Source organism: Nostoc sp. DedSLP04 (assembly GCF_034530775.1).
Lineage (GTDB): Bacteria > Cyanobacteriota > Cyanobacteriia > Cyanobacteriales > Nostocaceae > Nostoc.
Genome location: NZ_JAVRCL010000067.1, coordinates 22521 through 46789, shown reverse-complemented (window position 1 = coordinate 46789; position 24269 = coordinate 22521). Strand labels below are relative to the sequence as shown.

The 24269-nt window shown below is 40.4% G+C and carries 26 protein-coding genes; 11 read left to right on the top strand and 15 right to left on the bottom strand.

Features of this window, described 5'->3' with window-relative positions; all coding sequences use genetic code 11:
• Positions 1 to 183 precede the first annotated feature (183 nt).
• From RMX89_RS28670 to RMX89_RS28650, 5 genes are all read right to left on the bottom strand, one after another.
• A complete protein-coding gene (locus RMX89_RS28670) occupies positions 184 to 1491 on the bottom strand; it encodes a CO2 hydration protein (RefSeq protein ID WP_322691318.1) in 1308 nt (435 codons plus the stop codon).
• Between the two features lie 86 nt (positions 1492 to 1577).
• The gene (locus RMX89_RS28665; RefSeq protein ID WP_322691317.1) at positions 1578 to 3074 is read right to left on the bottom strand and encodes an NADH-quinone oxidoreductase subunit M; all 1497 of its coding nucleotides are present in this window, start codon (positions 3072 to 3074) and stop codon (positions 1578 to 1580) included.
• A gap of 311 nt (positions 3075 to 3385) precedes the next feature.
• Positions 3386 to 4099, bottom strand: a complete 714-nt coding sequence (locus RMX89_RS28660; protein WP_322691316.1) for a carbonic anhydrase — start codon at positions 4097 to 4099, stop codon at positions 3386 to 3388.
• A 51-nt stretch (positions 4100 to 4150) separates the two neighbouring features.
• The gene (locus tag RMX89_RS28655) at positions 4151 to 6031 is read right to left on the bottom strand and encodes an NAD(P)H-quinone oxidoreductase subunit F (protein WP_322691315.1); all 1881 of its coding nucleotides are present in this window, start codon (positions 6029 to 6031) and stop codon (positions 4151 to 4153) included.
• A 369-nt stretch (positions 6032 to 6400) separates the two neighbouring features.
• Entirely contained in the window at positions 6401 to 6586 is a 186-nt protein-coding gene (locus RMX89_RS28650) for a hypothetical protein (RefSeq protein ID WP_322674485.1), read from the bottom strand.
• 137 nt (positions 6587 to 6723) lie between these two features.
• On the opposite strand from RMX89_RS28650, the gene RMX89_RS28645 reads away from it, so the two are divergent.
• The 3 genes from RMX89_RS28645 to RMX89_RS28635 all read left to right on the top strand — a co-directional run bounded on the left by RMX89_RS28645 (position 6724) and on the right by RMX89_RS28635 (position 7881).
• Positions 6724 to 6939 (top strand): hypothetical protein, encoded by a 216-nt coding sequence (locus RMX89_RS28645; protein ID WP_322684437.1) that lies wholly within the window; start codon positions 6724 to 6726, stop codon positions 6937 to 6939.
• A gap of 247 nt (positions 6940 to 7186) precedes the next feature.
• Positions 7187 to 7426 (top strand): hypothetical protein, encoded by a 240-nt coding sequence (locus RMX89_RS28640; RefSeq protein ID WP_094347747.1) that lies wholly within the window; start codon positions 7187 to 7189, stop codon positions 7424 to 7426.
• A complete protein-coding gene (locus RMX89_RS28635) occupies positions 7423 to 7881 on the top strand; it encodes an HNH endonuclease (protein WP_322691314.1) in 459 nt (152 codons plus the stop codon). Before RMX89_RS28640 ends, RMX89_RS28635 begins: the two co-directional genes overlap by 4 nt.
• Here RMX89_RS28635 and RMX89_RS28630 read toward each other — a convergent pair.
• On the bottom strand, positions 7878 to 8240 hold the full coding sequence (locus tag RMX89_RS28630) for a hypothetical protein (RefSeq protein WP_322691313.1): 363 nt from the start codon (positions 8238 to 8240) through the stop codon (positions 7878 to 7880). The genes RMX89_RS28635 and RMX89_RS28630 overlap by 4 nt on opposite strands.
• 113 nt (positions 8241 to 8353) lie before the next feature.
• Between RMX89_RS28630 and RMX89_RS28625 the strand changes: the two genes are divergently transcribed.
• The 3 genes from RMX89_RS28625 (at position 8354) to RMX89_RS28615 (ending at position 11358) form a co-directional block, all read left to right on the top strand.
• Positions 8354 to 10357, top strand: a complete 2004-nt coding sequence (locus RMX89_RS28625; protein WP_322691312.1) for a pentapeptide repeat-containing protein — start codon at positions 8354 to 8356, stop codon at positions 10355 to 10357.
• A 296-nt stretch (positions 10358 to 10653) separates the two neighbouring features.
• On the top strand, positions 10654 to 10785 hold the full coding sequence (locus RMX89_RS28620) for a hypothetical protein (RefSeq protein WP_322691311.1): 132 nt from the start codon (positions 10654 to 10656) through the stop codon (positions 10783 to 10785).
• 138 nt (positions 10786 to 10923) lie between these two features.
• Positions 10924 to 11358: a hypothetical protein gene (locus RMX89_RS28615; protein ID WP_322684441.1), complete on the top strand. Its 435-nt coding sequence runs from the start codon at positions 10924 to 10926 to the stop codon at positions 11356 to 11358.
• Positions 11359 to 11681: 323 nt separating this feature from the next.
• On the opposite strand, the gene RMX89_RS28610 is transcribed toward RMX89_RS28615, so the two are convergent.
• The 3 genes from RMX89_RS28610 to RMX89_RS28600 are packed head-to-tail and all read right to left on the bottom strand — an operon-like array spanning position 11682 to position 12597.
• On the bottom strand, positions 11682 to 11963 hold the full coding sequence (locus tag RMX89_RS28610) for a hypothetical protein (protein WP_322691310.1): 282 nt from the start codon (positions 11961 to 11963) through the stop codon (positions 11682 to 11684).
• Positions 11960 to 12367: a type II toxin-antitoxin system tRNA(fMet)-specific endonuclease VapC gene (gene vapC / locus RMX89_RS28605; protein WP_322691309.1), complete on the bottom strand. Its 408-nt coding sequence runs from the start codon at positions 12365 to 12367 to the stop codon at positions 11960 to 11962. The genes RMX89_RS28610 and vapC overlap by 4 nt, the downstream gene beginning before the upstream one ends.
• The gene (locus RMX89_RS28600) at positions 12364 to 12597 is read right to left on the bottom strand and encodes a hypothetical protein (RefSeq protein WP_322691308.1); all 234 of its coding nucleotides are present in this window, start codon (positions 12595 to 12597) and stop codon (positions 12364 to 12366) included. The genes vapC and RMX89_RS28600 overlap by 4 nt, the downstream gene beginning before the upstream one ends.
• A gap of 89 nt (positions 12598 to 12686) precedes the next feature.
• On the opposite strand from RMX89_RS28600, the gene RMX89_RS28595 reads away from it, so the two are divergent.
• Genes RMX89_RS28595 through RMX89_RS28585 form a run of 3 tightly spaced genes read left to right on the top strand, consistent with a single transcriptional unit; the run spans position 12687 to position 15712 of the window.
• A complete protein-coding gene (locus tag RMX89_RS28595) occupies positions 12687 to 14234 on the top strand; it encodes an FAD-binding oxidoreductase (protein ID WP_322691307.1) in 1548 nt (515 codons plus the stop codon).
• 23 nt (positions 14235 to 14257) lie between these two features.
• Complete coding sequence (locus RMX89_RS28590) at positions 14258 to 14962, top strand: actin-binding WH2 domain-containing protein (protein WP_322691306.1); 705 nt, start codon at positions 14258 to 14260, stop codon at positions 14960 to 14962.
• Positions 14963 to 15004: 42 nt separating this feature from the next.
• Positions 15005 to 15712, top strand: a complete 708-nt coding sequence (locus RMX89_RS28585) for an actin-binding WH2 domain-containing protein (RefSeq protein WP_322675336.1) — start codon at positions 15005 to 15007, stop codon at positions 15710 to 15712.
• Positions 15713 to 15896: 184 nt separating this feature from the next.
• On the opposite strand, the gene RMX89_RS28580 is transcribed toward RMX89_RS28585, so the two are convergent.
• The gene (locus RMX89_RS28580; protein WP_322675337.1) at positions 15897 to 16319 is read right to left on the bottom strand and encodes a lysozyme inhibitor LprI family protein; all 423 of its coding nucleotides are present in this window, start codon (positions 16317 to 16319) and stop codon (positions 15897 to 15899) included.
• Positions 16320 to 17082: 763 nt separating this feature from the next.
• On the opposite strand from RMX89_RS28580, the gene crtR reads away from it, so the two are divergent.
• Positions 17083 to 18144 (top strand): beta-carotene hydroxylase, encoded by a 1062-nt coding sequence (crtR, locus tag RMX89_RS28575; protein WP_322691305.1) that lies wholly within the window; start codon positions 17083 to 17085, stop codon positions 18142 to 18144.
• A 276-nt stretch (positions 18145 to 18420) separates the two neighbouring features.
• Here the strand turns inward: crtR and RMX89_RS28570 are convergent, their stop codons facing one another.
• Together RMX89_RS28570 and RMX89_RS28565 are read right to left on the bottom strand one after the other, a co-directional pair.
• On the bottom strand, positions 18421 to 19347 hold the full coding sequence (locus tag RMX89_RS28570) for a phosphodiester glycosidase family protein (RefSeq protein ID WP_322691304.1): 927 nt from the start codon (positions 19345 to 19347) through the stop codon (positions 18421 to 18423).
• A gap of 85 nt (positions 19348 to 19432) precedes the next feature.
• Positions 19433 to 20686, bottom strand: coding sequence for a DUF4912 domain-containing protein (locus RMX89_RS28565; protein ID WP_322691303.1), 1254 nt, complete (start codon positions 20684 to 20686; stop codon positions 19433 to 19435).
• A gap of 640 nt (positions 20687 to 21326) precedes the next feature.
• Between RMX89_RS28565 and RMX89_RS28560 the strand changes: the two genes are divergently transcribed.
• On the top strand, positions 21327 to 21527 hold the full coding sequence (locus RMX89_RS28560; protein WP_322675341.1) for a hypothetical protein: 201 nt from the start codon (positions 21327 to 21329) through the stop codon (positions 21525 to 21527).
• Between the two features lie 213 nt (positions 21528 to 21740).
• Here RMX89_RS28560 and RMX89_RS28555 read toward each other — a convergent pair whose 3' ends face one another.
• From RMX89_RS28555 to RMX89_RS28545, 3 genes are read right to left on the bottom strand one after another with little or no spacing between them, the layout of a single operon-like run.
• On the bottom strand, positions 21741 to 22502 hold the full coding sequence (locus RMX89_RS28555) for a hypothetical protein (RefSeq protein WP_322684449.1): 762 nt from the start codon (positions 22500 to 22502) through the stop codon (positions 21741 to 21743).
• A gap of 7 nt (positions 22503 to 22509) precedes the next feature.
• On the bottom strand, positions 22510 to 22875 hold the full coding sequence (locus RMX89_RS28550; protein WP_322684450.1) for a hypothetical protein: 366 nt from the start codon (positions 22873 to 22875) through the stop codon (positions 22510 to 22512).
• A gap of 10 nt (positions 22876 to 22885) precedes the next feature.
• Positions 22886 to 24043, bottom strand: coding sequence for a hypothetical protein (locus tag RMX89_RS28545; RefSeq protein ID WP_322691302.1), 1158 nt, complete (start codon positions 24041 to 24043; stop codon positions 22886 to 22888).
• Positions 24044 to 24269: the final 226 nt, after the last annotated feature.

Below are 24269 nucleotides of genomic sequence, written 5' to 3'. Positions count from 1 at the left end.
TTTTCTTTTAATCCTTTTATTCAGAATACTCGGAAAGTGACAGAAGAGGGATATTTGAGATTACTCATAGCTTTTAGCTTGACTTTATATTATTAGCGATCGCATTTCCAGGTCAATTTGGGATAAAAGAATGTAGAGACGTATCACTTCTACGTCTCTACAAAGGTTTTAGATGGAGATATCTTAGCGATAATCTTGACTTTGAATGCTCCCTAAACGAGCAGCATCACGAATATTGTAGTCAGCACGGGTAAAGCGATTTAGCTGCATTTCAAAAAAGTCTCGATTAGCTTGTAAATGCTTGGGATTTTGGTCATCTAATGGATATAAAAGTGCAGTTCGCAAAGCTTGAATTACCGCAGAAGTGACACAGTACATTGAACGTTGAAAACTCACTCCCAACTGAATCAACATATCTTCTTCACCCCGGCAATGTTGGCTGTAGTAATCCACAAGATAGGGTGGTAAAAAATGCAACATATCTTGCATTAATAATGTTGGGGGAATGCCAGCAGTACCCACTGGGAATACATCAGCGTAAAGAATGCCATAGTGAAAGTCCTTTTGGTTTTCCGGCACTTGACGCGCTTGAGCATTATAAGATTTTGTTCCTCTAAAGGGTGAAGTGCGGTAGAAAACTGCTTCTACATAAGGTAGTGCAGCTTCGTATAACCACATGAAACCCTTAGATTTGGGGATAATTTCGTAGCATTCACCACGAATATAAACGTGATGGTAAATCGGACGACCTGCGATCGCAAATATACCATTAACTATGAAGCTCATCGCTTCTGGGACGCTGCTAATGGTACCTTCGTCATAGCGGTCTGACATTTCAAAGAATACTGGGGCCATGATTTCCCAGAATAAGCCCAGGTTGGCGTAGTATGACATCTGGCGGCACTGTTCCAAAAACATATCGGGGAACAGCGTGTAAAGCCCCAGCATGACGGGGTTGCCTTGGAAGTAAGCTTTAATTGCTCGGTCAGCGTTGGCTTTGTATTCTTCAGAATCTAGGTAAGGGTCAAATTGTCCACCCATGCCTCTGTGCCACAACATCGCCCGCATACAAGCTTCCGCAAATTCCATGTTAATGCGATCGTGCAACAAGTGATGCAACAACTTCGGCATTTTGAAAGTTTCACCCTTTTCAATAAATGCCAAAAGTTCTGGATGTGCAGTAGCTTCGCCGCGCCAAATTCGTAAATCGGCATCATCACCAGCATAATGATTATGCCGTTCTAAATACTCTTTGGGTAAGAAGTATTTAAAGAAGGGAAGCGGGTTTAAAAATTCGCGTTCGGCAATATAAAGTAGGTCGCGCCAGTAGAAATCCATCGGTACAGCATAAGCTTTGTATAAACCGATGATTTGCATCAAATTTTCTGGAGTATCGGGTAACATTGCACCGCCAGCTTCTAAGCGGTGAATTACTTCGGCAAACTCATGCGTGGAAGGAGGTAATTTAATCGCTGTTTTAATTGCTGTCATGGTAATCGGGAATGGGGAATGGGGATTGGGGACTGGGGATAGAGGAAAAAACTGTAACCTGTAACCTGTAACCTGTAACCTGTAACCTATTTCAGTGCGACTTCAGAGACTACGGTTTTTTCCAAGGGGGGAATTGCAGCCACCATTGTTGTAGTTGTGGATTCACTCCAACGCACTAACCAAGTGGGTTGTACTCCTAAAAAGATGATGAAAGCTGCCAAAATTAAAGCGGGGATTTTTTCACGCCACATAACTTTGGGATAGTAGGCGAAGTTATCGAGTCTGCCAAAACAAGTGCGATTGAGGAGGATGAGAAAATAAACTGCGGTTAATCCACTAGCCACTATACACAAAATTGTCGGGATGGGGAAGCTAGAGAAACTACCTTGAAAGACAATAAATTCCGCGATAAATCCTGTTAAACCGGGAATACCTGCGCTAGCCATTCCGCTTAAAACTAGTAAGGCGCTAATTAGGGGTAAACCGCGTATGGGACTCATTAAACCATTGAGTTTATCTAACTCGCGAGTGCCAACTTTGGCTTCCACGACTCCCACCAAGTGGAAGAGAATTGCCAAGATGAGTCCGTGGCTGAACATTTGGGCGACTGCACCAACGAGTGCTAAGGGAGTACTAGCAGCACCAGCTAACAAAATATAGCCCATGTGACCAACGGAACTGTATGCTACCATGCGCTTGATATCTGTTTGAGCGATCGCAATTACTGCCCCATAAATAGCGCCGATTGCTCCCCAAATCGCTAGAGTCGGTGCAATAATGCTCCAAGCATGAGGAAACATACCCAACCCAAATCGCAGCAATCCATAAGTTCCCAGCTTTGCTAACACGCCACCGAGAAGAATGGCAATTGGTGCTGAAGCCTCAACATAAGCATCGGGTAGCCAAGTATGGAAGGGAATTAAGGGAATTTTAATCCCAAAACCTAATACTATTCCTGTTAGTAAAAGGATTTGCTTTGTTGTTGAGAGGTTTTCTGTAGAGAATGCATCAAAAGCAAAATTGGTAGAACCACTAAGCCATACCATACCCAAGAATGTTGCCAGAATTAAGGCTCCCGAAACAGCAGTATAAATCAGGAATTTCATCCCAGCATAACCCCGTTTTGCCCCTCCCCAAATGGAAATTAGCAAATAGAAGGGGATTAATTCTAGTTCGTAAAATAGGAAGAATAGCAGTAAATTCTCTGCTAAAAAAGCACCTGCAACTCCTCCACTAACTAATAAAATCATGGAGTAGAATAGCCGGGGACGTTCAGTTTCTTGACTACTGCTATAAATAGCAATCCAGGTGAGCAGGCTATTTAACACCAACATCAAGATAGAAAGCCCATCAACACCTATTTGATAGCTCAAACCAAGGGTTTCATTCCAGGGTAAATACTCTTTAAATTGCATTCCTGGATTGCTGATATCAAATTTTAACAAGATAAACAGGTTCCAGAACAGAACTATTCCCGAAAATATTAATGATATTAAACGAATGCGATGCTTAGGTATACTTCCAGGTAATATTGCTATGATAATAGCAACAAAAATTGGGAGCCAAATCAAGACACTTAACATGGGAATTTTGTCCTTTGTTCTTTGTCATTTGTTGTTTGTCATTTGTCATTTGTCATTTGTCCTTTGTCCTTTATGACTCAATACGCTTCAGTTAAGAGAATAATAGATTGGATTGAGCGTATGCGTTACCCAACTAAAGTCTCGATAATGTTGGTTTACTTTTCTCCTTTGGAAACGCTACGCAAATAGGCAGCAAGCTAAGTTGTTCAACCAAACATACATCAGTATAATTTTCAGGCTTAACTGAAGTGTATTACTTTATGACTTACTCTTAGCCAATGACTAATGACAAAGGACAAAGGACAAAAAAGCTAACTTACTAGACTGATTTTTCCACTATCTAAATCGTAATAACCACCGACTATTTTCAGTTTTTCTGCCTTGATTAACTCAGATAAAACTGTCGATGATTTCAATGTTTCAATTTGCGCCAAAATATTTGCTTTACAAGCATTTTCTAACTTATCTCCTGATTGATCTTTTGAGCTTTCTACACTTGGTTTAATTGCTTCAAGCAAACTTCCAATTCGCCCTGGCACTGAAGCACCTTTAATTGCCGCCTCTACCGCACCACATCTTTCATGTCCCACAACCATGATAACTTTAGTACCTAACACTAAGCTACCAAATTCTAAGCTACCAATTTGCTGTGTTGTGGCAATATTACCAGCTATCCGGCAGACAAATAAATCTCCAAGTCCTTGGTCAAAAACAATCTCTGAAGGAACCCGTGAATCTGCACAACCTAGAATAGAAGCAAAGGGCTTTTGACCTTTGGCAATTTCGACTAAACGTGATTTAGTTTGGTTAGGATTACGCCGTCTTGCTTTAACAAACCGATCGTTTCCATCTAATAATTCTTGCAATACCTTGTCAGGTGTAAGATCCTCTGGTGCTGATTTTGTTTCGACTGCAAGTAAGTTGGAACTAAGTCCGGCTGTCAATACACCTGTACCGATCGCACCTGCACCAAACTTCAATAAACCTCTTCTAGAAACATTGATTTGGGGAAGTTGTCTGCTCATGAAATTCTCCTCACAATATTAAATTGTTAACTTTTAGTAGGATAGTTACTGCTATCCAATTGTCGTCGAGATTTGAAAAACCAAATTTAAAAACTGCATTCCCCAAAATTGCCAAGTTACCCACATTCCTAAAAGACTCACTCCTAGAAGAACAGTGAATGCATAAAATTGGGTTTGCCCAGAGGTGCTGTATTTCAGACCTTCACTACCTAATAGCGAAAATAAACCAACGAAGTTAACAATGCCATCGACTACAAATCGGTCAATCATATCGGCAAGTTGGGAAATTTTGGCAACTCCAAAAATAATGGTCATTTTATAGAGTTTAGGGGTGTAAAAGTCGTATGCAAACAAATCTTGTAAGCCTTTCCAAGGGAGGCGAATTGGTTTGGGAATATTGCTTAAATAAATCACGCCAGTGATGCTACAACCGAAAATACTCGACCAAATTAACAGCAGTGCAACATCTTTATTTAGGCTTACCCAATCTGGTAAAAGTGATAAGCTTTGCAACACTAAAGGAAGATGTAGACTGACACCAAGTAAAATCATGGTTGGCAAAATCATCGGCCAGTGAGCTTCAGGCGATCGCTGACTCATTTGTGTAGGTTTACCCCCGAAAATTAAAGCAAATTCTCTGGTTAAACTCACGGCTGTTAAAGCATTTACTGCAATAACTACTCCTACTAACCAAGGTTGAGTTTCCCATAACCCATCTGCTAGTTCCATCAGCGCCCAAAAGCTACCCAACGGTGGAAAACCAATTAATCCCAATGTCCCGACGATAAAAGCGATCGCAGAAATCGGGCGACGCCTCCACAATCCGCCTAATTGGGTAACATCTTGGGTAATGCTATTCCAAATAATTCCCCCAGTACTCATTACCAACAAAGCTGCGGATATGGCGTGAGTAAGTACTAACAATAGCGCTGCTTCGTATTGTTGCACTCCCACAGCGATAAATACTAAACCCATGTATGCGCTGACAGAATAGGATTGACAGCGTTTAAGATCGATTTGAGCGATCGCAATTAAAGAAGCACCCACGGCTGTCACCGCACCAATCGCAACCATCGCTGAGGAAGCTATGGGGGAGATGTTTAACACCGGTTGCAATTTAATCAGCACCCATGCACCACTAGCTACTACTACCGAGTTCCGCAAAATCGTACTGGGAACCGGGCCTTCCATCGCTTCATCTAGCCATAAATGCAGGGGAAATTGGGCACATTTACCCATCGGCCCAGCAATTAAAGCTAAACTTACCAGTGCCATAGTTGTCGGGTTGACGTTAGCAGTAGCAGCCCATTCGGCTAATTCTGTATAATTCCAAGTTCCAGCTAAAGGCCATAATGCCAACACGCCTATTAGCAAGAATAAGTCTCCCACCCGCTTGGTTAAGAAAGCGTCTCTTGCACCTGAAACTACCAAAGGCTGGCTAAACCATAAGCCTACTAGTAGATAGGTTCCCAGCGTCAAGACTTCCAGAATTACATAGCTGAAAAACAAGTTATTACATAAAGCAAGGGCACATAATCCCGCTTCAAATAATCCCAATAATGAATAGAAGCGTCCCCACCCCCAATCCATTTCCATGTAACCGAGCGCATAAATTTGCGCCAGAAAGTTCATACCAGTAATCACCACCAAAGCGCTGATACTGACTGAGGATATATCCAAAGCAATGGTTAAATCTAAACCAGCCGTAGATAACCAAGGAATAAATACTTCTTGGGCTGGGTAATTCCAAGTTGCTTGTAAGGCGATCGCACTATGTACCAACGCCAAAAATGTCATCACCAAGTTTACATAACCTGCCGGTCTTGGCCCTGTTTTCCGAATGATCCCTGGCGACCAAGGTACGGCTAACAAACCACCTATTAAGGCATAGCACGGAACTAGCCAAACAGTCTCTAGTAGAAACTGAGCCATCAACTCACCTCTAAGATTTGGATCAAAAATTATGGGTTTTTAGTCAACTGGCGTTGATCCCAGTTAATCTAGCGACGATCTACGACGGACGACGCCTACGCAGAACATACAAATTTATGTTTATTTAATTTTGTTAGAAACAGCTTACCGTTATATCTGTCAAAATGGAATTAGCTAATTAAATAAATTTAAGATAATAACTCTAATTATTTCTTATATAATCAACTATTTCAACAAGAAATAATAGGTATTTATTCTTATCTATGTATCGAATCAGGGATGAATCAATAGTTATCATTAGTTTTATCAATTTATATAAATGACAAGAGACGCAATTGATTGCGTCTCTACAAATCGAATAAATGTAAATTATATTTTGGTGATTTTGTCAACCTGCCAGTGAGAGATAGTAATGGCAGGTGGGGAGTCAACTTGGCTGATGGGGGCGGGTTTCATGTCTCGGTAGTCCAGGAGTTGGACTACGATGAGGTAGGCGATCGCTAAAATGACCGAAATCGCACCTGTAAGAATAGCAATTAATTTTGAACGTTCCATCAGTATTTCCTGTAATGCAAGTTATTGTGCAGTGCCTATATCCACATAATAGACTTGGCTATAGTTACTGGGCGTGAGCGAACCGCAGTTTAGCAGATAAAATATTAACAACCTGAAAGCGACATTGAGCGATCGCCATGACAACGAAACAAGCTATCTTTGACGCTATTGAACAACTGCCAGAGCAACACCTAAAAGACGTGTTGCAGTATGTTCAACAACTTGCACGTATCCAAAAATCATCAGCATCCAACCCATCCACTCAAAGCAGCGATCCTCTTGCAGATTTCATCGGGGCAGTATCTCACGGTTCTCTAGCTGCCAATTTAGACGATGAACTCTATGGCAGATAAGCTTTTTAATTGATACATGGGGCTGGCTCACGCTCCATGACAGAAGTGAACGCTATCACCAAGAAGCTACAGAAGCTTACCAATATGCGTAGACGCATTCGCGCAGCATCTTGTAGAGAAGCGGCTTGTCGTCAGATATCGCTGAAAATGGGCAAATTTATACAACAGATTATGTTCTTGACGAAACGATTACTTTCTCGCTGTTAAAATACCACCAGTCCGCTAAATTAAACGAGACATAGAGCTTATGATTACTCAAATGATGGTTCAACCTTCATTCTGGGTAGATTCTGGAATCAAACTCAGTAAAGTTAGGGACATATATTTGTTTAAATTTACTGAAGAATTACAGTCTCGACTCGAAGAATTGTCTGAGAAAAAGAAAGCTGGATTGCTAACAAGCGAGGAAGATGCTGAATTGGCAGGCATATTGGAACTTGATAGAATTTTTACCTTGCTTAATGCCAAAATCATTTCTCAATCATGACAGTTAATGATGCGACCAAAAAATTAGTTAGACAAAGAGCGAAATTTCTTTGTGAATACTGTCATTCTTCAGAAGAAGCAAGTGCCGCTCTATTTTCTATTGACCATATTACACCGCAGTCTCTTAAAGGTTCGGATGACCCTGATAACTTGGCATTAGCTTGTCAGCGTTGCAATGGATATCGCTACAATTTCACCACTGGAATTGATCCAGATACAGGACAGATGCTACCTCTATTTAATCCACGCCAGCAAAAGTGGTCTGACCACTTTATTTGGTCAGCAGATGGTCTAACAATTATTGGCATTACTTCTGTAGGACGAGCTACAAGTAATCGTTTAGACCTCAATGATGAACGTCATAATGAAGGCTCTATTGTCAAAGCTCGTCGTCTTTGGATCAAAGGTGGTTGGCATCCACCTGATGAAGACCCGCAACAAGAGACTTCCAATTAAAAAAATATTCCATCGCTTTGAGGGCAGGGGAGCAGGGAGCAGGGAGCAGGGGGAGAGAAAGTCGTTTTGATGAACGTGAAATGGGATAATTTATTTTCTGGAAGTCCCCAAGTAAAAAAGAGCTGACCTTCAAAGGTTAAATGTTGACCTTCTGAGGCTCGAAGTTGACCTTCTGAGGCTCGACGTTGACCTTCTGAGGCTCGAAGTTGACCTTCTGAGGCTCGACGTTGACCTTCTGAAGCTCGACGTTGACCTTCTGAAGCTCGACGTTGACCTTCTGAAGCTCGACGATGACCTTCTGAGGCTCGACGTTGACCTTCTGAGGCTCGACGTTGACCTTCTGAGGCTCGAAGTTGCACCTTTTATCCTCGAAATTGCACATTTGAAGCTCAACTAACAAATATATCTAACCATTTCTGAATGTACAGGGATGAGGGTGTAGTAAAATTTGCTCACCTTTGTAAAGTGGAACATGGCTTTAGACTTCTCCGGTGAAAATCTTCGAGGACGCAACTTCAAAGGTAGACAAGACCTTGCGGGTGCAAACTTTAGCTATGCCGACATCCGAGGGGCAAACTTCACTAATGCTAACCTGACAGGGGCAAACTTCAGCCATGCCAAAGCTGGACTGCAACGACGTTGGGCAATTGGTTTAGTTATTATCTCATTCTTATTGTCGGGACTGTCAGGATTTCTCTGGGCTGTCAATGGTTACTTGGTAGCGCTGATGTTTAGCTCATCTCCTGAGAACCAAATTGCGGCCTGCGTTGCTCTAATCACATTGATTGTCTTTTTCGTCATTACGATTCGCCAAGGAATAATAGCTGGTTTAGGAGCCGTCGCCGTCGCCTTCGCCGGAGCCGGAGCCAAAGCCGGAGTCGGAGCCTTCACCGTCGCCTTCGCCGTCGCCTTCACCGTCGCCTTCGCCGTCGCCTTCGCCGTCGCCTTCGCCGTCGCCTTTGCCGTCGCCTTCGCTGTCGCCTTCGCCTTCGCCGTCGACGGAGCCGTCGGCGGAGCCGGAACCGTCGCCGGAGCCTTCGCCATCGCCGTCGCCGTCGCCGTCGTCGTCGCCGGAACGTTATTTAGTATCTACATCAGCTGGCAAGCCATGAAAGGAGATCAAAAACACTCCTTAATTCGCAATATTGCTGTTGCTTTTGCTGCAACAGGAGGTACAAGTTTTCGTGGCGCTGACTTAACCAATGCTGATTTCACCCAAGCTACGCTTAAAAGTACAGATTTGCGAAACACTATCCTTATCTGTAGCTGTTGGCATCAAGCCAAAATGCTTGACCGTGTTCGTCCTGGCTCAACTTATCTGCAAAATTCACAAGTACGTCAACTGCTGGTTACAGGACAGGGACAGGATAAGAATTTTTACCGTGAAGACCTGCGCGGTATCAACTTACAATCAGCAAACTTAGCAGATGCCAGCTTTATTAGTACCGATATCAGTGAAGCCAACTTGCAAGATGCCGATTTGTCAAGAGCAAAACTGAAGCAAACGCAACTAGACGGCACAGATTTAACAGGTGCAAATCTCACAGGCGCGTACATCGAAGATTGGGGGATTACAAATACAACTAAATTGCATGGGGTGAGGTGTGAATATGTCTTTATGCGTTTACCCACCAAAGAAGACCCTGACCCCCTCCGCAAACCCGATAATAAACAAGAAGTATTTGCAGACGGCGAGTTTGCCGACTTTATCAAGCCAATTTTTGACACCCTCGACCTTTACCATAATCAAGGCGTTGACCCCCGCGCTGTTGCCATAGCCTTCAAAAACCTTGCCGAAAACCATCCCGAAGCCGAGTTAGAAATTGTGGCAATGGAGAAACGCGGCGATGATAAAATCTTGCTCAAAGCTAAAACCGCCGCAGGTAGTGATAAATCTCAACTGAGTGCAGAATATTTTGATGATTATAATCAACTCAAAGCTTTATCGCAGAGTCAGCAATTATTGCTGGTAGAAAAAGATCAGCGCATTATTAGTTTAGAAAATATGGTAGACACTGCTCTCAAGCAGCCAAAATTTTATACTCAAGGAGATACAAATATGTCTGATATCAGCGGCATCAGTATTCAAGGCAGCAGTAATGTAAGCGGTATCGCTGGCAATAATTCTATTGCTAATCTAGGAACCATTAGCGGTAACGTGAGTATTGCCCTCAATCAGTTACCTGATGCAACCGATGCCGAGAAACCAGGAATCAAAGAATTATTATCGCAGTTGCAAGATGCGATCGTACAATCCACATATTTGTCAGAAGAAGACAAAACCGAAGCGCTAGAACAGGTGAAGACTTTGGCAGAAGCGGGTAAAAGTCCTCAAGAATCCACTAAGCAGAAGACGGCAAAAACTGCAATCACTATGTTGAAAGGGATATTTACCGGCTTACCTGCTGTTGCTTCGCTAGTTGAAGCGGGTAATAAATTATTGCCTGCGATTTCTAAACTATTCGGTTTGGGATAATTAAGGGACTGACAAATAAAAAAATACTCAACTACTTCTTGTGGGGTGGACATCTTGTCCGCCCTTTGCTATGGGCGGGCGAGACGCCCACCCCACAAGATTGGATAATTTATTTCTCTCCCTCTCCGACTCGGAGAGGGACGATTTTACGTAGTAAAACCAGGGAGAGGTCTTAAAATCCCTAAGCCGTTAGTAGTTCGTAATTAAGAGTTTTAATTACGATTTACCTGGCCACGATCGCATCTACTTTCTTCATTCTCAGGTAGTTTTGGAATGTAGAGTCGAATTTTTCCAAAATGTCTTTAACTGAAGAAATTCTTTCCCAATTACCAGGCGATGTTTTAAAAGGATTGCGCCAAGGCGATCGCATCCTTACATCTGTGCGCGAAAACTCTGCACCCACACTACAGTTAGTTAAAGAAAATTAACAGTCTTTAAGCGTCCAAGAATAATTAATCAAAGATTGAAATTACCTATTGTGGTAAATTCAATACCATGATTAATTTGTATAGTGCATAAGTCTTATATCAATATTTATGCAAAGGTATCTTGATTACATGAATCTAATGAACTTTAAAATCCAAGGCTTTTTTACAACGTTAATAATTGGTACTGTGTCAGCATTGACCATTTCAGACGCTATCTCTCAAAAGGTGAACGCCGAACCTGCGCCTTCTTGTAATAATGCAACCATAACAGGTAGCTATGGATTTAAAGCGACTGGGACGATCATAGGATCGCCTATAGCTAGCGTTGGTTTAGTTAAGGTTGATGGAAGGGGAAATTTTCAATCAATAGGTGGTGCTAGCGTTGACGGTACTGTACGTACAAACGAAACAGGCTCAGGAACCTATAGTGTTAAACAAGATTGTACGGTGCAGATAGTAACCTCAGATGGTAGTACTTATAGCGGTGTCATTGTTGATGGTGGCAAGGAAATCGTTTTTATCGCAACCGTTCCAGGTACAGTAGTTGTTGAGACTTGGAAAAAAGTGAACTGATTTACTCCATCTGTCCCAACACTTGGAAATGAATAGACATCTCCAGAAATTAAATATGTGTTATCTAGAATCATTGTAGAGACGTAGCAATGCTACGTCTCTACATTCTTTTTCACTGCTATGTCTAATAAATTATTGCCTGCGATTTTTAAGTTATCGTGAGTTCGACGAACCTCTCCCTGCCTTGAACTAAAGTTGAAGTCTGTCTCTCTCAGAGGTTGTTTTAAAAGTGTTTTGTTGTGATTTTAGGCACGTTTAGATCCCCCCTAACCCCCCTTAAAAAGGGGGGAAATGGAATCAAAGTCCCCCTTTTTAAGGGGGATTTAGGGGGATCTAGAACTTTTCGATACCAACAAGAGGACTTTTAAAACATCCTCTCCGACTGCAAACAATAAATCTCTTGCATCACAATATTTCTCATTAGGTAGAACTAAATCTGAATAAAACCAATTATTGCCTCCATTGAGGTTTTGAATTCTAGTAATGGGTGTGCCAGCAGTCAATAGTTCATATCTTAGGTAAGCTCTACCATTGATTAGCCTTACGCAGTGGTCTAGAGTTGTTTTTATCCATACCTTTGGTAAATTTATTACAATGCTGGTCAACTCTTTTCCTCCCAATCTTCAATCTGCAACCCATTCACCCGACCAAATTCTTTTGTATTATGCGTAACCACTATCAAATTATTCGCCATTGCAATAGCTGCAATCTGCACATCATAAGGGCCAATCGGCGTACCACTAGCTGTTAACTCAGCCCGAATTCTCCCTGCTATCCTTGCGGCTTCTGGGTCTAAAGGTAGAATAATAAACTGACTAAAAAAACGTTGCAATATTTCTAAATTTCTCTCCTGTTGGGCACTACGATAAGCACCATAGTACAGTTCTAATTGGGTTATTGTAGAAACTAAAATATCTTCTGGTTGTTGGGATGCCAGTCGAGTTGTTACCGCAGGACTACTATTATTTATTAAGCGGATACAGACATTAGAATCGAGCAGATAAATCAAAATAGCGGCTCCCTAGTTTCGTATTCTCCCTGTTCTGCCCGTTCTAGCGGTTTTCCTACCCAACCACCAATTACCTCTTCAAAAAACCCAGGCATCCAGCCCCGTTGTTGGGGTGTAACTCTTTGAATTGTTACCGTAACTTCAATTTCTGTATCTGGCATTTCTACTGGGATATCTAAATGTAAAATACCATCTTTACCCACATGCGACCGGATTTTTATACTATCCATCGTATTTTTATCCTAATAAAAGAAATAATATCGTATCTACTTTCTTTATTCTCAGGTAGTTTTGGAATGTAGAGTCGAATTTTTCCAAAATGTCTTTAACTGAAGAAATTCTTTCCCAACTACCCGGCGATGTTTTAGGAGGATTGCGCCAAGGCGATCGCATCTTAACATCTGTGCGCGAAAACTCCGCACCAGTACCAACCTTAGTTAAAGAAAGTCAACAGCCTTTAGGCGTTGTAGACTTCGATGTGCTAATCTGCGGTGGCACTTTAGGCATTTTAATTGGTTGCGCCTTGGCGGTGAAGGGGTTGCGGGTGGCGTTGCTGGAACGGGGTATTTTGCGGGGGAGAGAACAAGAATGGAATATTTCTCGCAAAGAATTAGATGTGTTTGTGGAATTAAACTTGCTAACAGAGGATGAATTAGCAAGTGCGATCGCCACTCAATATAACCCAGCACGAGTTAGTTTTGCTGGCGGTACAGAAGTTTGGGTAGAGGATGTCTTGAATATCGGCGTAGATCCAGTTTATCTACTAGCTACCTTGAAAACCCGATTTCTCGCCGCTGGTGGAAAGTTATTAGAAAACACACCTTTTAGCGAAGCGATGGTTCATCCCGACGGGGTGATGGTAAATAACCAATTCAAAACTCGCTTATTAATCGACGCGATGGGACATTTTTCACCCATCACCCAACAAGCACGCCAAGGCAAAAAACCAGACGCACTGTGCTTGGTTGTCGGAAGTTGCGCTCAAGGTTTTCCAGAAAATAACTCAGGCGATTTATTATTATCATTTACATCTTTGCAAAATCAATGCCAGTACTTCTGGGAAGCCTTTCCAGCCAGGGATGGCAGAACCACTTACTTATTTACCTACATGGATGCAGAACCTCAACGTTTGAGTTTAGAAGCTTTATTTGAGGAATATCTGCGTCTGTTACCAGAATATCAGGGAGTGGAGTTAAACAAACTGAAATTTCAACGGGCACTATTTGGTTTCTTTCCTACCTATCGCCAAAGTCCGCTAAAAACCCCTTGGAATCGCATTCTCCCAGCCGGAGATAGCAGTGGTAGTCAATCTCCCTTGAGTTTTGGTGGTTTTGGGGCAATGGTGCGTCACCTGAAGCGTTTAACTTATGGCATTGACGAAGCGCTAGAAACAGAACAATTATCTGCAAAAGCGTTAACACTGCTGCAACCTTATCAGCCAAGTTTGACTGTTACCTGGTTGTTTCAAAGGGCGATGAGTGTTGGTGTCAATCAGAAAATTGCCCCAGATCAAATTAACCAATTACTCTCAGCAGTATTTCAAGAAATGCAACAATTGGGTACGCCAGTGTTAAAACCATTTTTACAAGATATAGTGCAGTTTTCGGCACTAACGCAAACACTGTTAAAAACTGGTTTATATCATCCTCTATTAGTTGTCAAGATAATTCCACAAGTAGGTTTGGCAAGTTTGTTAGATTGGATGTTACATTACAGTAATTTAGGTGTATACACTGCCTTGCTTTCGCTAAGTCCAATGCTAGAAAGATGGATTAAGAATCAACCGAACGAACAACAATATTATTGGCATCGTTTGGTTGATGCTTGGAAGTATGGTTCTGGCGGTGATTACTCAGATGAAACTTAGAATAATATCGGTGTGAGGATAACATGATTGAACGGAAATCTTCAGGAATCAAATACTTTGCAGTGCTGATTGGATTCTTGCGCGATCGCCAAGGTTTTCTAGAGGAAATTCGCCAAGGTACGAGATTACCAAATAAAATCATTTCGCTGCTAGTTTGCAGTTCCTTATTTATCGCTGCTTATGGCGGAATCATTGGTGCATACCATAGCTGGATGCAAGCTTTGTCTTCTGCCATTAAACTCCCAGCCCTTTATTTAATCACACTTTTGATTTGTATCCCGACGTTGTTCTTTGCGAATATTATTTTTGGTTCCAAACGGAGTTTTGCCCAGCATTTAGCATTAGTCTTAACTGCGGTTTCAGTCACCAGCGTACTCTTATTTAGCTTTGCTCCAATCACGCTGTTTTTCTTAATTACCACCAATAATTACCAATTTTTAATTTTGTTAAATGTCTTTATCTTTGCCATCACTGGATTTATTGGTGTTTCGTCTTTATATCAAGCCACGAGTTTAGTTTTAGAACAAGATAATGAAGGTAGTAAAACCCGCCAGAAAATTTTACAATTTTGGCTATTTCTTTACGCTTTTGTAGGCAGTCAGTTAGGATGGACTCTCAGACCGTTTTTTGGCACACCTGGTTCTGTCTTTGAACTATTTCGCGAAAGAGAGGGTAATTTCTATTTAAGCGTGATTAAATCTCTTAGCTATCTCTTTGGATTCCGTTAATTAATCGTTAGCAATTCCCCAAAATATACAAAATAAAAAAATATGCTGAAAAAGCAAAATCGCGGAATTCAACAATTTGGAGTTTTAGTTAATTTACTGCGCGATCGCCAGTCATTCTTAGAAGAAATCCGTCAGGGAATCAGATTACAAAATAAAATCAGTTCTCTGTTCGTAACTAGTTCTATATTTTTTGCCCTTTATGGAGCAATTATCGGTGCATCCCACAGTTGGGGACAGGCATTATCGGGTGCGATTAAACTTCCGGTATTCTATTTAATCACACTGATTATTTGTTTTCCAACGTTGTTCTTTTTTAATGTTTTGTTTGGTTCTCGGAGCAGTATTTTACAGCATTTCGTTGTATTACTCACATCTGTGTCAGTGATTAGCGTACTTTTATTTAGCTTGGCACCCGTTACGCTATTTTTTCTTATAACGACACCCGATTCTTATCAATTTTTTAAACTGCTGAATGTGTTCATTTTTGGTATTACAGGTATATTTGGCGTTAAATTCCTGTATGAAGGAATGCAGTTACTTTCTCAACAAGATGAAGTTGGTAAAAAAACCCGCACCACTATTTTAAGATCCTGGTTATTGCTTTACGCCTTTGTTGGTATGCAATTAGGATGGTTTCTCAGACCGTTTTTTGGTGCGCCTGACTCTAAATTTGAATTGTTTCGCGCAGTGAAAGGCAACTTTTATTTGGATATTGTAGCGGCGATTTCCGAAATTTTAGGTTTGCGTTAATCTCAGAAAAAGATAATTAGTCTAGTTTCCAGTGACAACTAATAGTTAATAAAAACCTAACTTGATCAAATTTTCCTCATTCCCAGGCAGCTGCCTGGGAATGCATTCATTGAGTCAGAGACTCAATAAACCTCTTGCACAAATGCAAATTTCAAAGTCCCTCTCCCAAGCTTGGGAGAGGGATTTAGGGTGAGGGCTTTAAATATTCTTGTAATTGTTGGGTACGCAGTTTTGTAGTATCTTCCAAACAACCAAAATAAATGGTAGAGGCAATACTTCCACCCTCATAACTGCTTCTTTCAAACTCACAATTGGTATCTCGAAACTTGATCCATGCTAGTTGTGCCGCAATCAATTTTTGTTTTCTAGGCCTTTCTAATGAAGATATCACTTGTTGATAAACCTGATTCAGTTTTTTATCTGCATTCTGATAAGACAACTTCGTACATTCATTAATTGCTGCTTGAGTTTGAGGATTATTGCAGTTGAGCTTTTGAACTAAGCGCATTTCAGATAAATCAGGCGTTGTGCCTGCTATTGTCATGGCGAGGGGATTTAAACTGCTGAAAGTTAGTATACTGGACAAAACTAGTAATAATTGACGCATAGCAAAATCTTTGTTCTTAAATAATATAGAAATTTGAGCTTTTTGGTGGTCTCGAACTCAGAATCAGAGTAGAAAGTGGTATGCTCCACAAAGAAGTGTCATGCTTTGCACGAAGCTTTCCCTATTTTGCCTACCAGTAAACTCCAGCGATGGAGTTTTGGTTAAAAGAAGAAGACAGCAACTGCATGGAATCGAAAGAAGATAAGCGATCGCTAGTATATATACTTATTGCATCATCCAGAGCAAGGGATGAAATTTTTATTTAAGCAAATAAAATATATATTTTTGTTAGAAGTATGATCTTTGTGTCTAAAATATTTTTATTATACGTCAAATTCCGATAAAACTCTTGCATCGATCGTTAAAATAACTGTATTCTTTATATTGTTGAAAATTGCTTTTCACAAAAGCAATAACAAAGCACAATTTCAGCACATCGCAAAAAACATTGACTGGGCAAATCGATAAATGTCGATATCAAACCAAAATCTATGTATGCTGTTGTTGCTGGCATTATTGAGTAACAGGAGCAACTCTCAAAATGAAAAATTAAATATTTTGTTTATGCGTGTAGTGTAGCAAGGAATTCAAAAATTCTTACTATTCCCTATCTCTTACAGTCCATACCTAATTTGAATAGAGAAGAGTATTGGCTAAATTTTCAATCTTTTCATCTCTTTAATCGGGGCAAGAAATCTATTCTGTGCTGGCTGAGTTTGGGATTTCAAACTTATTTTATCAACGAATCAAGACCAGGAAAATTATGACCTCTTTAGATCCTAATTTTTTTGACATCCCGGACAAAAGCCTAATCATCATCGACCCAGCCGTTGATGACTATAAAAAGCTAAATGGCAACAACTTGGAAGTCATCTTTAAAGACGTAGTAGATCCAGAAGTAATAACAGTAACTTCAAAAGCAGAAAAACTACTGAAAGCTCCACCAAAGGAATTGTTAGCGCCTCCTGGTGATTTCAATCCTACATTACTACTGTTTTTTGCATCTGTGACAGTACTGGTGTCATCTCATTGCGGTTACTGGCTTTGGCAATGGCCAGACTGGCTGTGTTTTGTTTCTAACACTATTGCTTTGCATTGTGCTGGAACAGTAATTCATGATGCTTGTCACCAATCTGCTCACCGCAATCGAGTCATTAATGCCATACTAGGTCATGGTAGCGCCCTGATGCTAGGGTTCGTTTTTCCAGTGTTTACACGAGTACATTTGCAGCATCACGCTCATGTTAACCATCCCAAAAATGACCCAGATCATTTTGTTTCTACGGGTGGCCCGCTGTGGATGATTGCATTTCGATTCTTGTCCCATGAGGTGTTTTTCTTTCGACGGCGACTGTGGCGCAAATATGAGCTATGGGAATGGTTAATTAGCCGCTTAATTATTGTTGCAATTTTTTATATCTCAGTTCAATATCATTTTTTAATGTACGTTCTCAATTTTTGGGTTGTACCTTCTGGTATAGTGGGATTAATACTGGGCTTATTTTTTGATTATTTGCCTCATCGTCCCTTTGTTGAACGCGATCGCTGGAAAAATGCTCGTGTATACCCTAGCCCAATTCTTAACATCCTGATTTTAGGTCAGAACTACCATTTAATTCATCATTTATGGACTTGTATTCCCTGGTACAAGTATCAGTCTACATACTATCTGATGAAGCCTTTGTTAGATGAAAAAGGCTGTTATCAAACTTCGGGGTTGCTACAAAAGAAAGACTTTCTAGAGTTTATTTACGACATCTTTGTAGGAATTCGCTTTTCTCATCAAAAAACTAAAAATCAAGATGAATTACAAAGTCTTAAATAAGCATTAACTCGTGAATTAGTCATTATTTATATCATGTCCGCCAAATTACCCATAATAAAATAACCCCACCCCCAACCCCTCCCCGCCTGCGGGGAGGGGAGACAAAGCACAGCTTTGGCGGGGTGGGGTTCTTCGGGTTTAATAAGCAATCAAGCGGACATGATATTATTGGTCAATAACCAATATCTCGTTCCCAGTCGGAGACTGGGAACGAGGAAAAAGGCTTTTCACCCAGTCCCCAGTCCCCAGTCCCCAGTCCCTTGCTATATAACTATTTTATTTTTTGTAAATCAAAAAAACTGAACCAATCGGCCCAAGGTTTTCTACATAAGTTTTCTGGTTGTAATACAATCCTGGAGACATACCTCCATCAAATAAAATCCCTTCTTGAATCTTACCTAAACAGTTATTGCTAGCAATACCTTCTAAGACATTATCAAACATATCTGGCAGTAACTCTTGATTAAGTTGAGATAATTCAATCTGAGAATTAGCTTTCAAGTCATTAACTAATAAGATTACATAGCCTTGATTCGTGATAGCTGCTAGAGAGCGATTAGTTGCATTTTTACAAGCAAATTCTCCCAAATCTTGACAAATATCTTTAAATTTACCTTGACGATAGAATCTGCCATTACCGCCCACTAAATTGTAATTGAGAATATCGTTCGTTCTTCTGCCAGCTTGAATAGTAGCCTGTCGCTGCTGGGGTGTACCTCCTGATATGCCAAAGGAAGAACGTTTATTTTTAAATGCTCCTGAATACTCTACGCCACGAGAAATATTTAAGCCTTGGGGTTTATCATCAGTATCTATATAGTCGGCATTAATTGCAGCAATGGGTAGCTGTCCGTTTAACTTGGCATTTTCATCAGCGATAAGTTCACGAAACTGTTTTGCTACATATTCTTTACGCAGTTTACCTCTACTATCTTTGGCGTAAAGTTTATGAGATAGACCAACATTAACTTTGAAATCTAATTCTGCTGATTTGGGATTAAAAATAATCACATTGTTAATACCTTTAGGATTTTTTTTACCTTGATTATTGGTTTTAAAAAAATCAATACTGAACTTGGCATCTTTGCCAGGACAAGTTTTAGACGCTTTTGGGACTAAATTTGCTTCCATCTTTTGACAACTTGATAATAAGCTTGCACTGATTATCAAAATAAATAACAAAAATAATTTTTTTGTAAACATAATAATACAAAAAAAACCGCTACAGAATTACTATAGCGGGGAATAATTTAAAATTTCAGTCTGGAGTCAATCTCAGAACCAAAACTTAAGAGAACCATTCTAAGACAGCTTCTTCTTTGGTGTTAGTATTTCGAGATGGTGTCTCACGATTAAATTTCATCTGAATCGATCGGGTTTGCTCGCCATCAGCAGCTACAGCCAAAATTGGGTAGTCAATTAAACCATCTTGGAAGGACATTTGGAAGCGGAATGTTCCATCTGGATTCAGCTTAATTGGACGGCCACCAATAGTTACAGTAGCATCGGGTTCAGTTGCACCGTAGACTATCAACTCAGCATCGGCAATTAACCAGAACTGGCGCGGACGCACTGGTACGGCGGAAGCCGAGAAGCCAACACCTGACATTCCTGCACCGGAAGCGGTTAAACCAGACACGGTGGGAGTTGCCCACAGACCCACACCTGATGGGAAAATGTAAGAGCTAATAGCTTGTTCGGGACGCGCTGCACCTTGTTGGGAGCCGAAGATAGAGCCAGCAACCCGTTGTGCTTCGGCAGATTCTGCTAAACCAAATATTTCGTCGTAGATGGGGTTGCCGTTACCATTTACAACAACATTGCCATTGGCGGTAGCTGCAACTTTCTTGGCAGGAGGGACTAGTTCGTACTGAGTTTTGCCACGTAAATCTTCTTCAAAATTTACAGTCACGAAGACATCCTCAATCCAGTCAGAAGGATAGACGGGAGGAATGTGTACTTTACTAGAACGAGCTAGTACTAACCAACGACCATCAGCAGCACGATAGCCGATATCGATCGTATAATCGCGATCGCTAACTGGAACTGGTAAATACCATTCTCTAGCTAGTTCATCAGCAGGATATTCTTGAATGCTATGTGGGCTTTGGTATTCGATATCGATGTCGGTGACATCATAAATCCGTAGTGCCAGTTGTTGTCCGCCTTGCCGACGCAGTTCCTCTTTGTGTTCATTGGGAACATCCCAGTAAGTGTAAGCCCATTGAGGATCGCGCGGTAAAAGTACAATCCGGCTTTCACCATAGCCAGAAGGCAAATCTGCCAGTCCTTCATCAACATCAGCTAAAGACCCACCAGTACGATCTTCCTGACCTAATTCAAACTTTGCAGCTTCCACGGTTTCTTGTGCCTCCAATGAACGAGATGGACTGAGTAAGTTTTTGCTACGCTGGACTTCTTGTATTGATGTCAGCAGTTGTGATTTACGCATTCGGCTATAGCGAGAGATGCTATATTCGCTAGCAACCTTGCGTAGTTGGCGTAAGGTCATCTCCTCTAGTGGCGGGCGTTCTTTTGCCATTAATTTGGCCTCCAGTAGTTTAAGCGGTAAATGATTTCCCCTGGTTAAAGAATGCTATTTAAAATCTCATCCATTCCAGATGAATTTCTTATTCCTGACTCCTGGTCTTGCCCAGTTTTTAAGTTTTTTAATCTGTTTTTAAATTGAGCCAACATCCTTTCAATTCCTCATAATGCTGAAATTAGCATTTCTTTGGGATCGGAGGATTTCTGTTTGTTAAGTCTATATTAACCACTAAGCATATCTAGGGATCAAGGGGTCAGAAGTAGGTTTTTTGACTGTTTCACGAATTTATCAGCCCTTCTGGGATCTTATTGTCATAATTTCATGACAATAACAGCTATCTATGGATAGAATGTCATGAAATTATGACATTGGTTTCTGAGTTAGCCAAAAACCCCAATTCTTGAAGAAGAATTCAGAAGTCAGAATTTATGAGCAAAGCCAAAGACGCTGCACTATCAACTCTTTCGTTCAAAATACCCAACTGATTTCTGGTGACTAACGCCTTTATTCAGTTTCATTAAGCGATCGCCTTTTTCACCCACTCTTCATGTGAAATTAAGTCCCAAGATAGTGTGTAGCCCACCATAGAAGAACTTAAGCTTGGCATATAAGTTTAGGGTTTAAGGAAATAGTTATGAATAAGGAAACAGTTCCTAGTCAAGCTGAAAAGTCTAATCCAGAAGGCGATCCATCAGAATTAAGTCCAGAGGTACTAGACAAAATCAAACACCCTGCAAGAATAGATGATGTTATTCGAGAGCAATCACCACAAGAACGTAGAAGTAACCCAGCTTTAGTACCAGAAATGATTGACGATCCATCTGATAATGATTGATTGGGTTTGCAAAACAGTAATCGATAAGTTCAGATGCCCGACTTTTGAGAGAAGTCGGGAATCTTTTATTCATAAACCATTCATGCCTCAACCGCCTCAACTTGATTTAGGTATTTCAAAGGATCTCATTGAATCTCATCAACTGTGACTCTCTGCATCTGAATATTTCGGCGTAGTGGTATCAGGATAGTAAATTACCTGATTCCATATCTGCTAGCTAGCCGAATAATACAACATTTTCAAATGAGGAGGTAAATCTATCTCTTGAAATTGTTCAGCCGGAGAAGTAGGTAAACCACTTAGTTCAAATAAATCTCTTATTTTCCGAGATAGCATTTGAATTAGAGTACCATTTTTTGTCAACTCATATATATCATCCTTGTCTAGAACAACTATCATTTTATTTGTTTTGGCATGAAAAAGTATTTGGCGAAGTCTACAATCACTAACTTTTCTTGTCCTTGGATCACCTTTTTTAGGAAAACCTGTTGCTCCATTAAGTGTAATAAAAATACCAAGACCTGCACTTTTTAAATTTAAATCCATGATGCTGCACAGTCGAGCAAATTGCTTATCTGGCACAGATGCTTTTGTTGCTTTCGCCTCGATAACTATATCTCTCTGATTCCACTCAAGATATAAAGTTTTACAGACATTTTGCCAAAAAATATCATCACCAGTAACTAACAAATCATATTGAGGCCCTGCCGACTGAAAACTTTTAATGCTTTGAACCCCTTTTAGTCCTTTAAATACTAGAAGTACAATCTGTTCTAGCAGCTTACCAGCTTCTTGTGTTTCTTGGAGTGTGGGTTTTTTTAATTGAGTAAATATCTTAAGGTCATCCAAATATTCAGAAAGTTTAACATCTGTTTTATACAGATAAGAAGCTAACTTATTTAATGCTGGATTTCCTAATTCCAGCAAATCCATAGCATTAATTATAGATTCTACAAGTTCGTCTTGAGTTGGCATAATTTAATCAAACAAATTCAATTGATTGCTTAGATGTCGCCATCAGATCAAACGATAGCTCATTATAATTTTCTACAATACTTTCACAATGCGGACAAATCCAAGGTAAATCAGGAAACCCTATACCGTAAGGAATTGCACCCGCAGGAACATCTGGCTCACAATTATGATATATAAGAAGCTTCATTTCACAGACTCCTTCTGCTTCAAGGTCTGCTAAGAGTGCCAAAGCATTAGAGTATTCTATACCCAACCGTACAGCAAGTTGATGCGGCATTGCTGTTGTCGATGCCGTCAGAAAATGCTTGCTCAGTTCAGCCTTCTGTTTTTCAGATAAGAAGTCCAAATGACCCTTGTGGATGAAGCTAGTCATGACCTTAGCCTTAAAATCCAAGTTCTTTTAGCAGAAACTCAAGAACACGAGTACTACCACCATAATACCCTGAATAGCACTTGAGGTGTTGAAGAGAATCTTGAGTTTTAGAGTTAGGCTTGAGTCCAAAATAGCAATGTGCTTTGATAATCTGTTTTAATTTAACTTCTGTTAATATCTCTGTTTCTATTTCATTAGCTATTAATATTCCTGTTTTTATTTCATTCGGTATTAATTCCCTGTCTAATTCAAATTCATAAGATTTAGTACCCCAATCTTTGATTAAGGTAAATAAAATCGCATCTTCAGCATTACTTATTTTTTCTTGCTCACCGGACAAACCAAGTATATTTAGAACAGAATGAGCTAATTTTTGCGATAGAGCTTGTAATCCTCTAACATCAATTTCTTGAATTCCAGAACTATGAGCATTTATAAAAAGTCCAGAAGCTTCGGCTCGAATCCTCAAATGTTTCCATTTATAGCAAACACCATTTATTGATTTATTGAGGTATTTATCCCACATATCATGCAGAACAAGCTGATGGAGATTGGGATGTGTCCACTGAGCTTGGCAATGATTAGCTAATTCATCAAAAAATCCAGGAATATGATTCCAGAAAGGGAATTGAGTACGTTGTTCTATGTGTTCATCGGCTGTTGAACTATAGGTAAATCCATCCCAGGATAAAGCTAAGTAATCTTTGTCTACCTCAGCAATTACAGACCAGCGAATATACCGTTCATCTAATTGGCTAGCAGTTCCAGACCCTCGACGCACATAATCGACAATTCTATAAGTTCGGATATACCATTTTTTCTTGGGTTGATTCGGTTCGTAAATTGGCCCGTACCAACCATCCTGACCAAATTCCTGTAACAAAGATGCAGAAGAGTTTAAATTAGGTGTACGAACGCACGTACCTAGTTTCAAGCTCAACCATCTTCTTGACTGTTTGACATAAGCAAGTAATATCTCATCTGAAGTAAGTTTACCTTTTTCAAGTCCATTCGCTATATCTACTGCTAATTCAGCTTTTTTAAGCCGACTTGTCTGTGATGAAATAATTCCAAGGGTTTCAACAGTAAATTCCGGGCTAGATAGAACTTTTACACAGAATTCCTGACCTGGAGGAAAGCCATGATCAACAAAAGCGTTAACACTCATAAACTATTGCTCAAAATTTTGATCGATTCATTTGAAAGGTTGTTAAAAAAAGAGCATAGCAAAAAGTATCTACGCTTAAGCAATTTCTAGTATGGACGGCAAAACGGCCGCCCTTCAAAAAATAGAACTAACCCAAGACTGACTTTAACTCACTTTGCACTTGTGCCAACGCCTCTGCCAATTTTCTCGCATCTCTACCGCCTGCTTGCGCCGAGTTCGGTCTTCC

Bases quoted from the DNA above. Each gene is read 5' to 3' on its own strand.
- RMX89_RS28660 (WP_322691316.1), bottom strand. From the start codon at position 4,099: ATGAGCAGACAACTTCCCCAAATCAATGTTTCTAGAAGAGGTTTATTG.
- RMX89_RS28635 (WP_322691314.1), top strand. From the start codon at position 7,423: ATGACAGTTAATGATGCGACCAAAAAATTAGTTAGACAAAGAGCGAAA.
- RMX89_RS28550 (WP_322684450.1), bottom strand. From the start codon at position 22,875: ATGACTAGCTTCATCCACAAGGGTCATTTGGACTTCTTATCTGAAAAA.
- RMX89_RS28595 (WP_322691307.1), top strand. From the start codon at position 12,687: ATGTCTTTAACTGAAGAAATTCTTTCCCAACTACCCGGCGATGTTTTA.
- RMX89_RS28645 (WP_322684437.1), top strand. From the start codon at position 6,724: ATGACAACGAAACAAGCTATCTTTGACGCTATTGAACAACTGCCAGAG.
- RMX89_RS28570 (WP_322691304.1), bottom strand. From the start codon at position 19,347: ATGTTTACAAAAAAATTATTTTTGTTATTTATTTTGATAATCAGTGCA.
- RMX89_RS28565 (WP_322691303.1), bottom strand. From the start codon at position 20,686: ATGGCAAAAGAACGCCCGCCACTAGAGGAGATGACCTTACGCCAACTA.
- RMX89_RS28665 (WP_322691317.1), bottom strand. From the start codon at position 3,074: ATGTTAAGTGTCTTGATTTGGCTCCCAATTTTTGTTGCTATTATCATA.
- RMX89_RS28545 (WP_322691302.1), bottom strand. From the start codon at position 24,043: ATGAGTGTTAACGCTTTTGTTGATCATGGCTTTCCTCCAGGTCAGGAA.
- RMX89_RS28590 (WP_322691306.1), top strand. From the start codon at position 14,258: ATGATTGAACGGAAATCTTCAGGAATCAAATACTTTGCAGTGCTGATT.
- RMX89_RS28600 (WP_322691308.1), bottom strand. From the start codon at position 12,597: ATGGATAGTATAAAAATCCGGTCGCATGTGGGTAAAGATGGTATTTTA.
- RMX89_RS28650 (WP_322674485.1), bottom strand. From the start codon at position 6,586: ATGGAACGTTCAAAATTAATTGCTATTCTTACAGGTGCGATTTCGGTC.
- RMX89_RS28620 (WP_322691311.1), top strand. From the start codon at position 10,654: ATGTCTTTAACTGAAGAAATTCTTTCCCAATTACCAGGCGATGTTTTA.
- RMX89_RS28560 (WP_322675341.1), top strand. From the start codon at position 21,327: ATGAATAAGGAAACAGTTCCTAGTCAAGCTGAAAAGTCTAATCCAGAA.
- crtR (WP_322691305.1), top strand. From the start codon at position 17,083: ATGACCTCTTTAGATCCTAATTTTTTTGACATCCCGGACAAAAGCCTA.
- RMX89_RS28670 (WP_322691318.1), bottom strand. From the start codon at position 1,491: ATGACAGCAATTAAAACAGCGATTAAATTACCTCCTTCCACGCATGAG.
- RMX89_RS28625 (WP_322691312.1), top strand. From the start codon at position 8,354: ATGGCTTTAGACTTCTCCGGTGAAAATCTTCGAGGACGCAACTTCAAA.
- RMX89_RS28655 (WP_322691315.1), bottom strand. From the start codon at position 6,031: ATGGCTCAGTTTCTACTAGAGACTGTTTGGCTAGTTCCGTGCTATGCC.
- RMX89_RS28615 (WP_322684441.1), top strand. From the start codon at position 10,924: ATGAACTTTAAAATCCAAGGCTTTTTTACAACGTTAATAATTGGTACT.
- RMX89_RS28640 (WP_094347747.1), top strand. From the start codon at position 7,187: ATGATTACTCAAATGATGGTTCAACCTTCATTCTGGGTAGATTCTGGA.
- RMX89_RS28580 (WP_322675337.1), bottom strand. From the start codon at position 16,319: ATGCGTCAATTATTACTAGTTTTGTCCAGTATACTAACTTTCAGCAGT.
- RMX89_RS28555 (WP_322684449.1), bottom strand. From the start codon at position 22,502: ATGCCAACTCAAGACGAACTTGTAGAATCTATAATTAATGCTATGGAT.
- RMX89_RS28585 (WP_322675336.1), top strand. From the start codon at position 15,005: ATGCTGAAAAAGCAAAATCGCGGAATTCAACAATTTGGAGTTTTAGTT.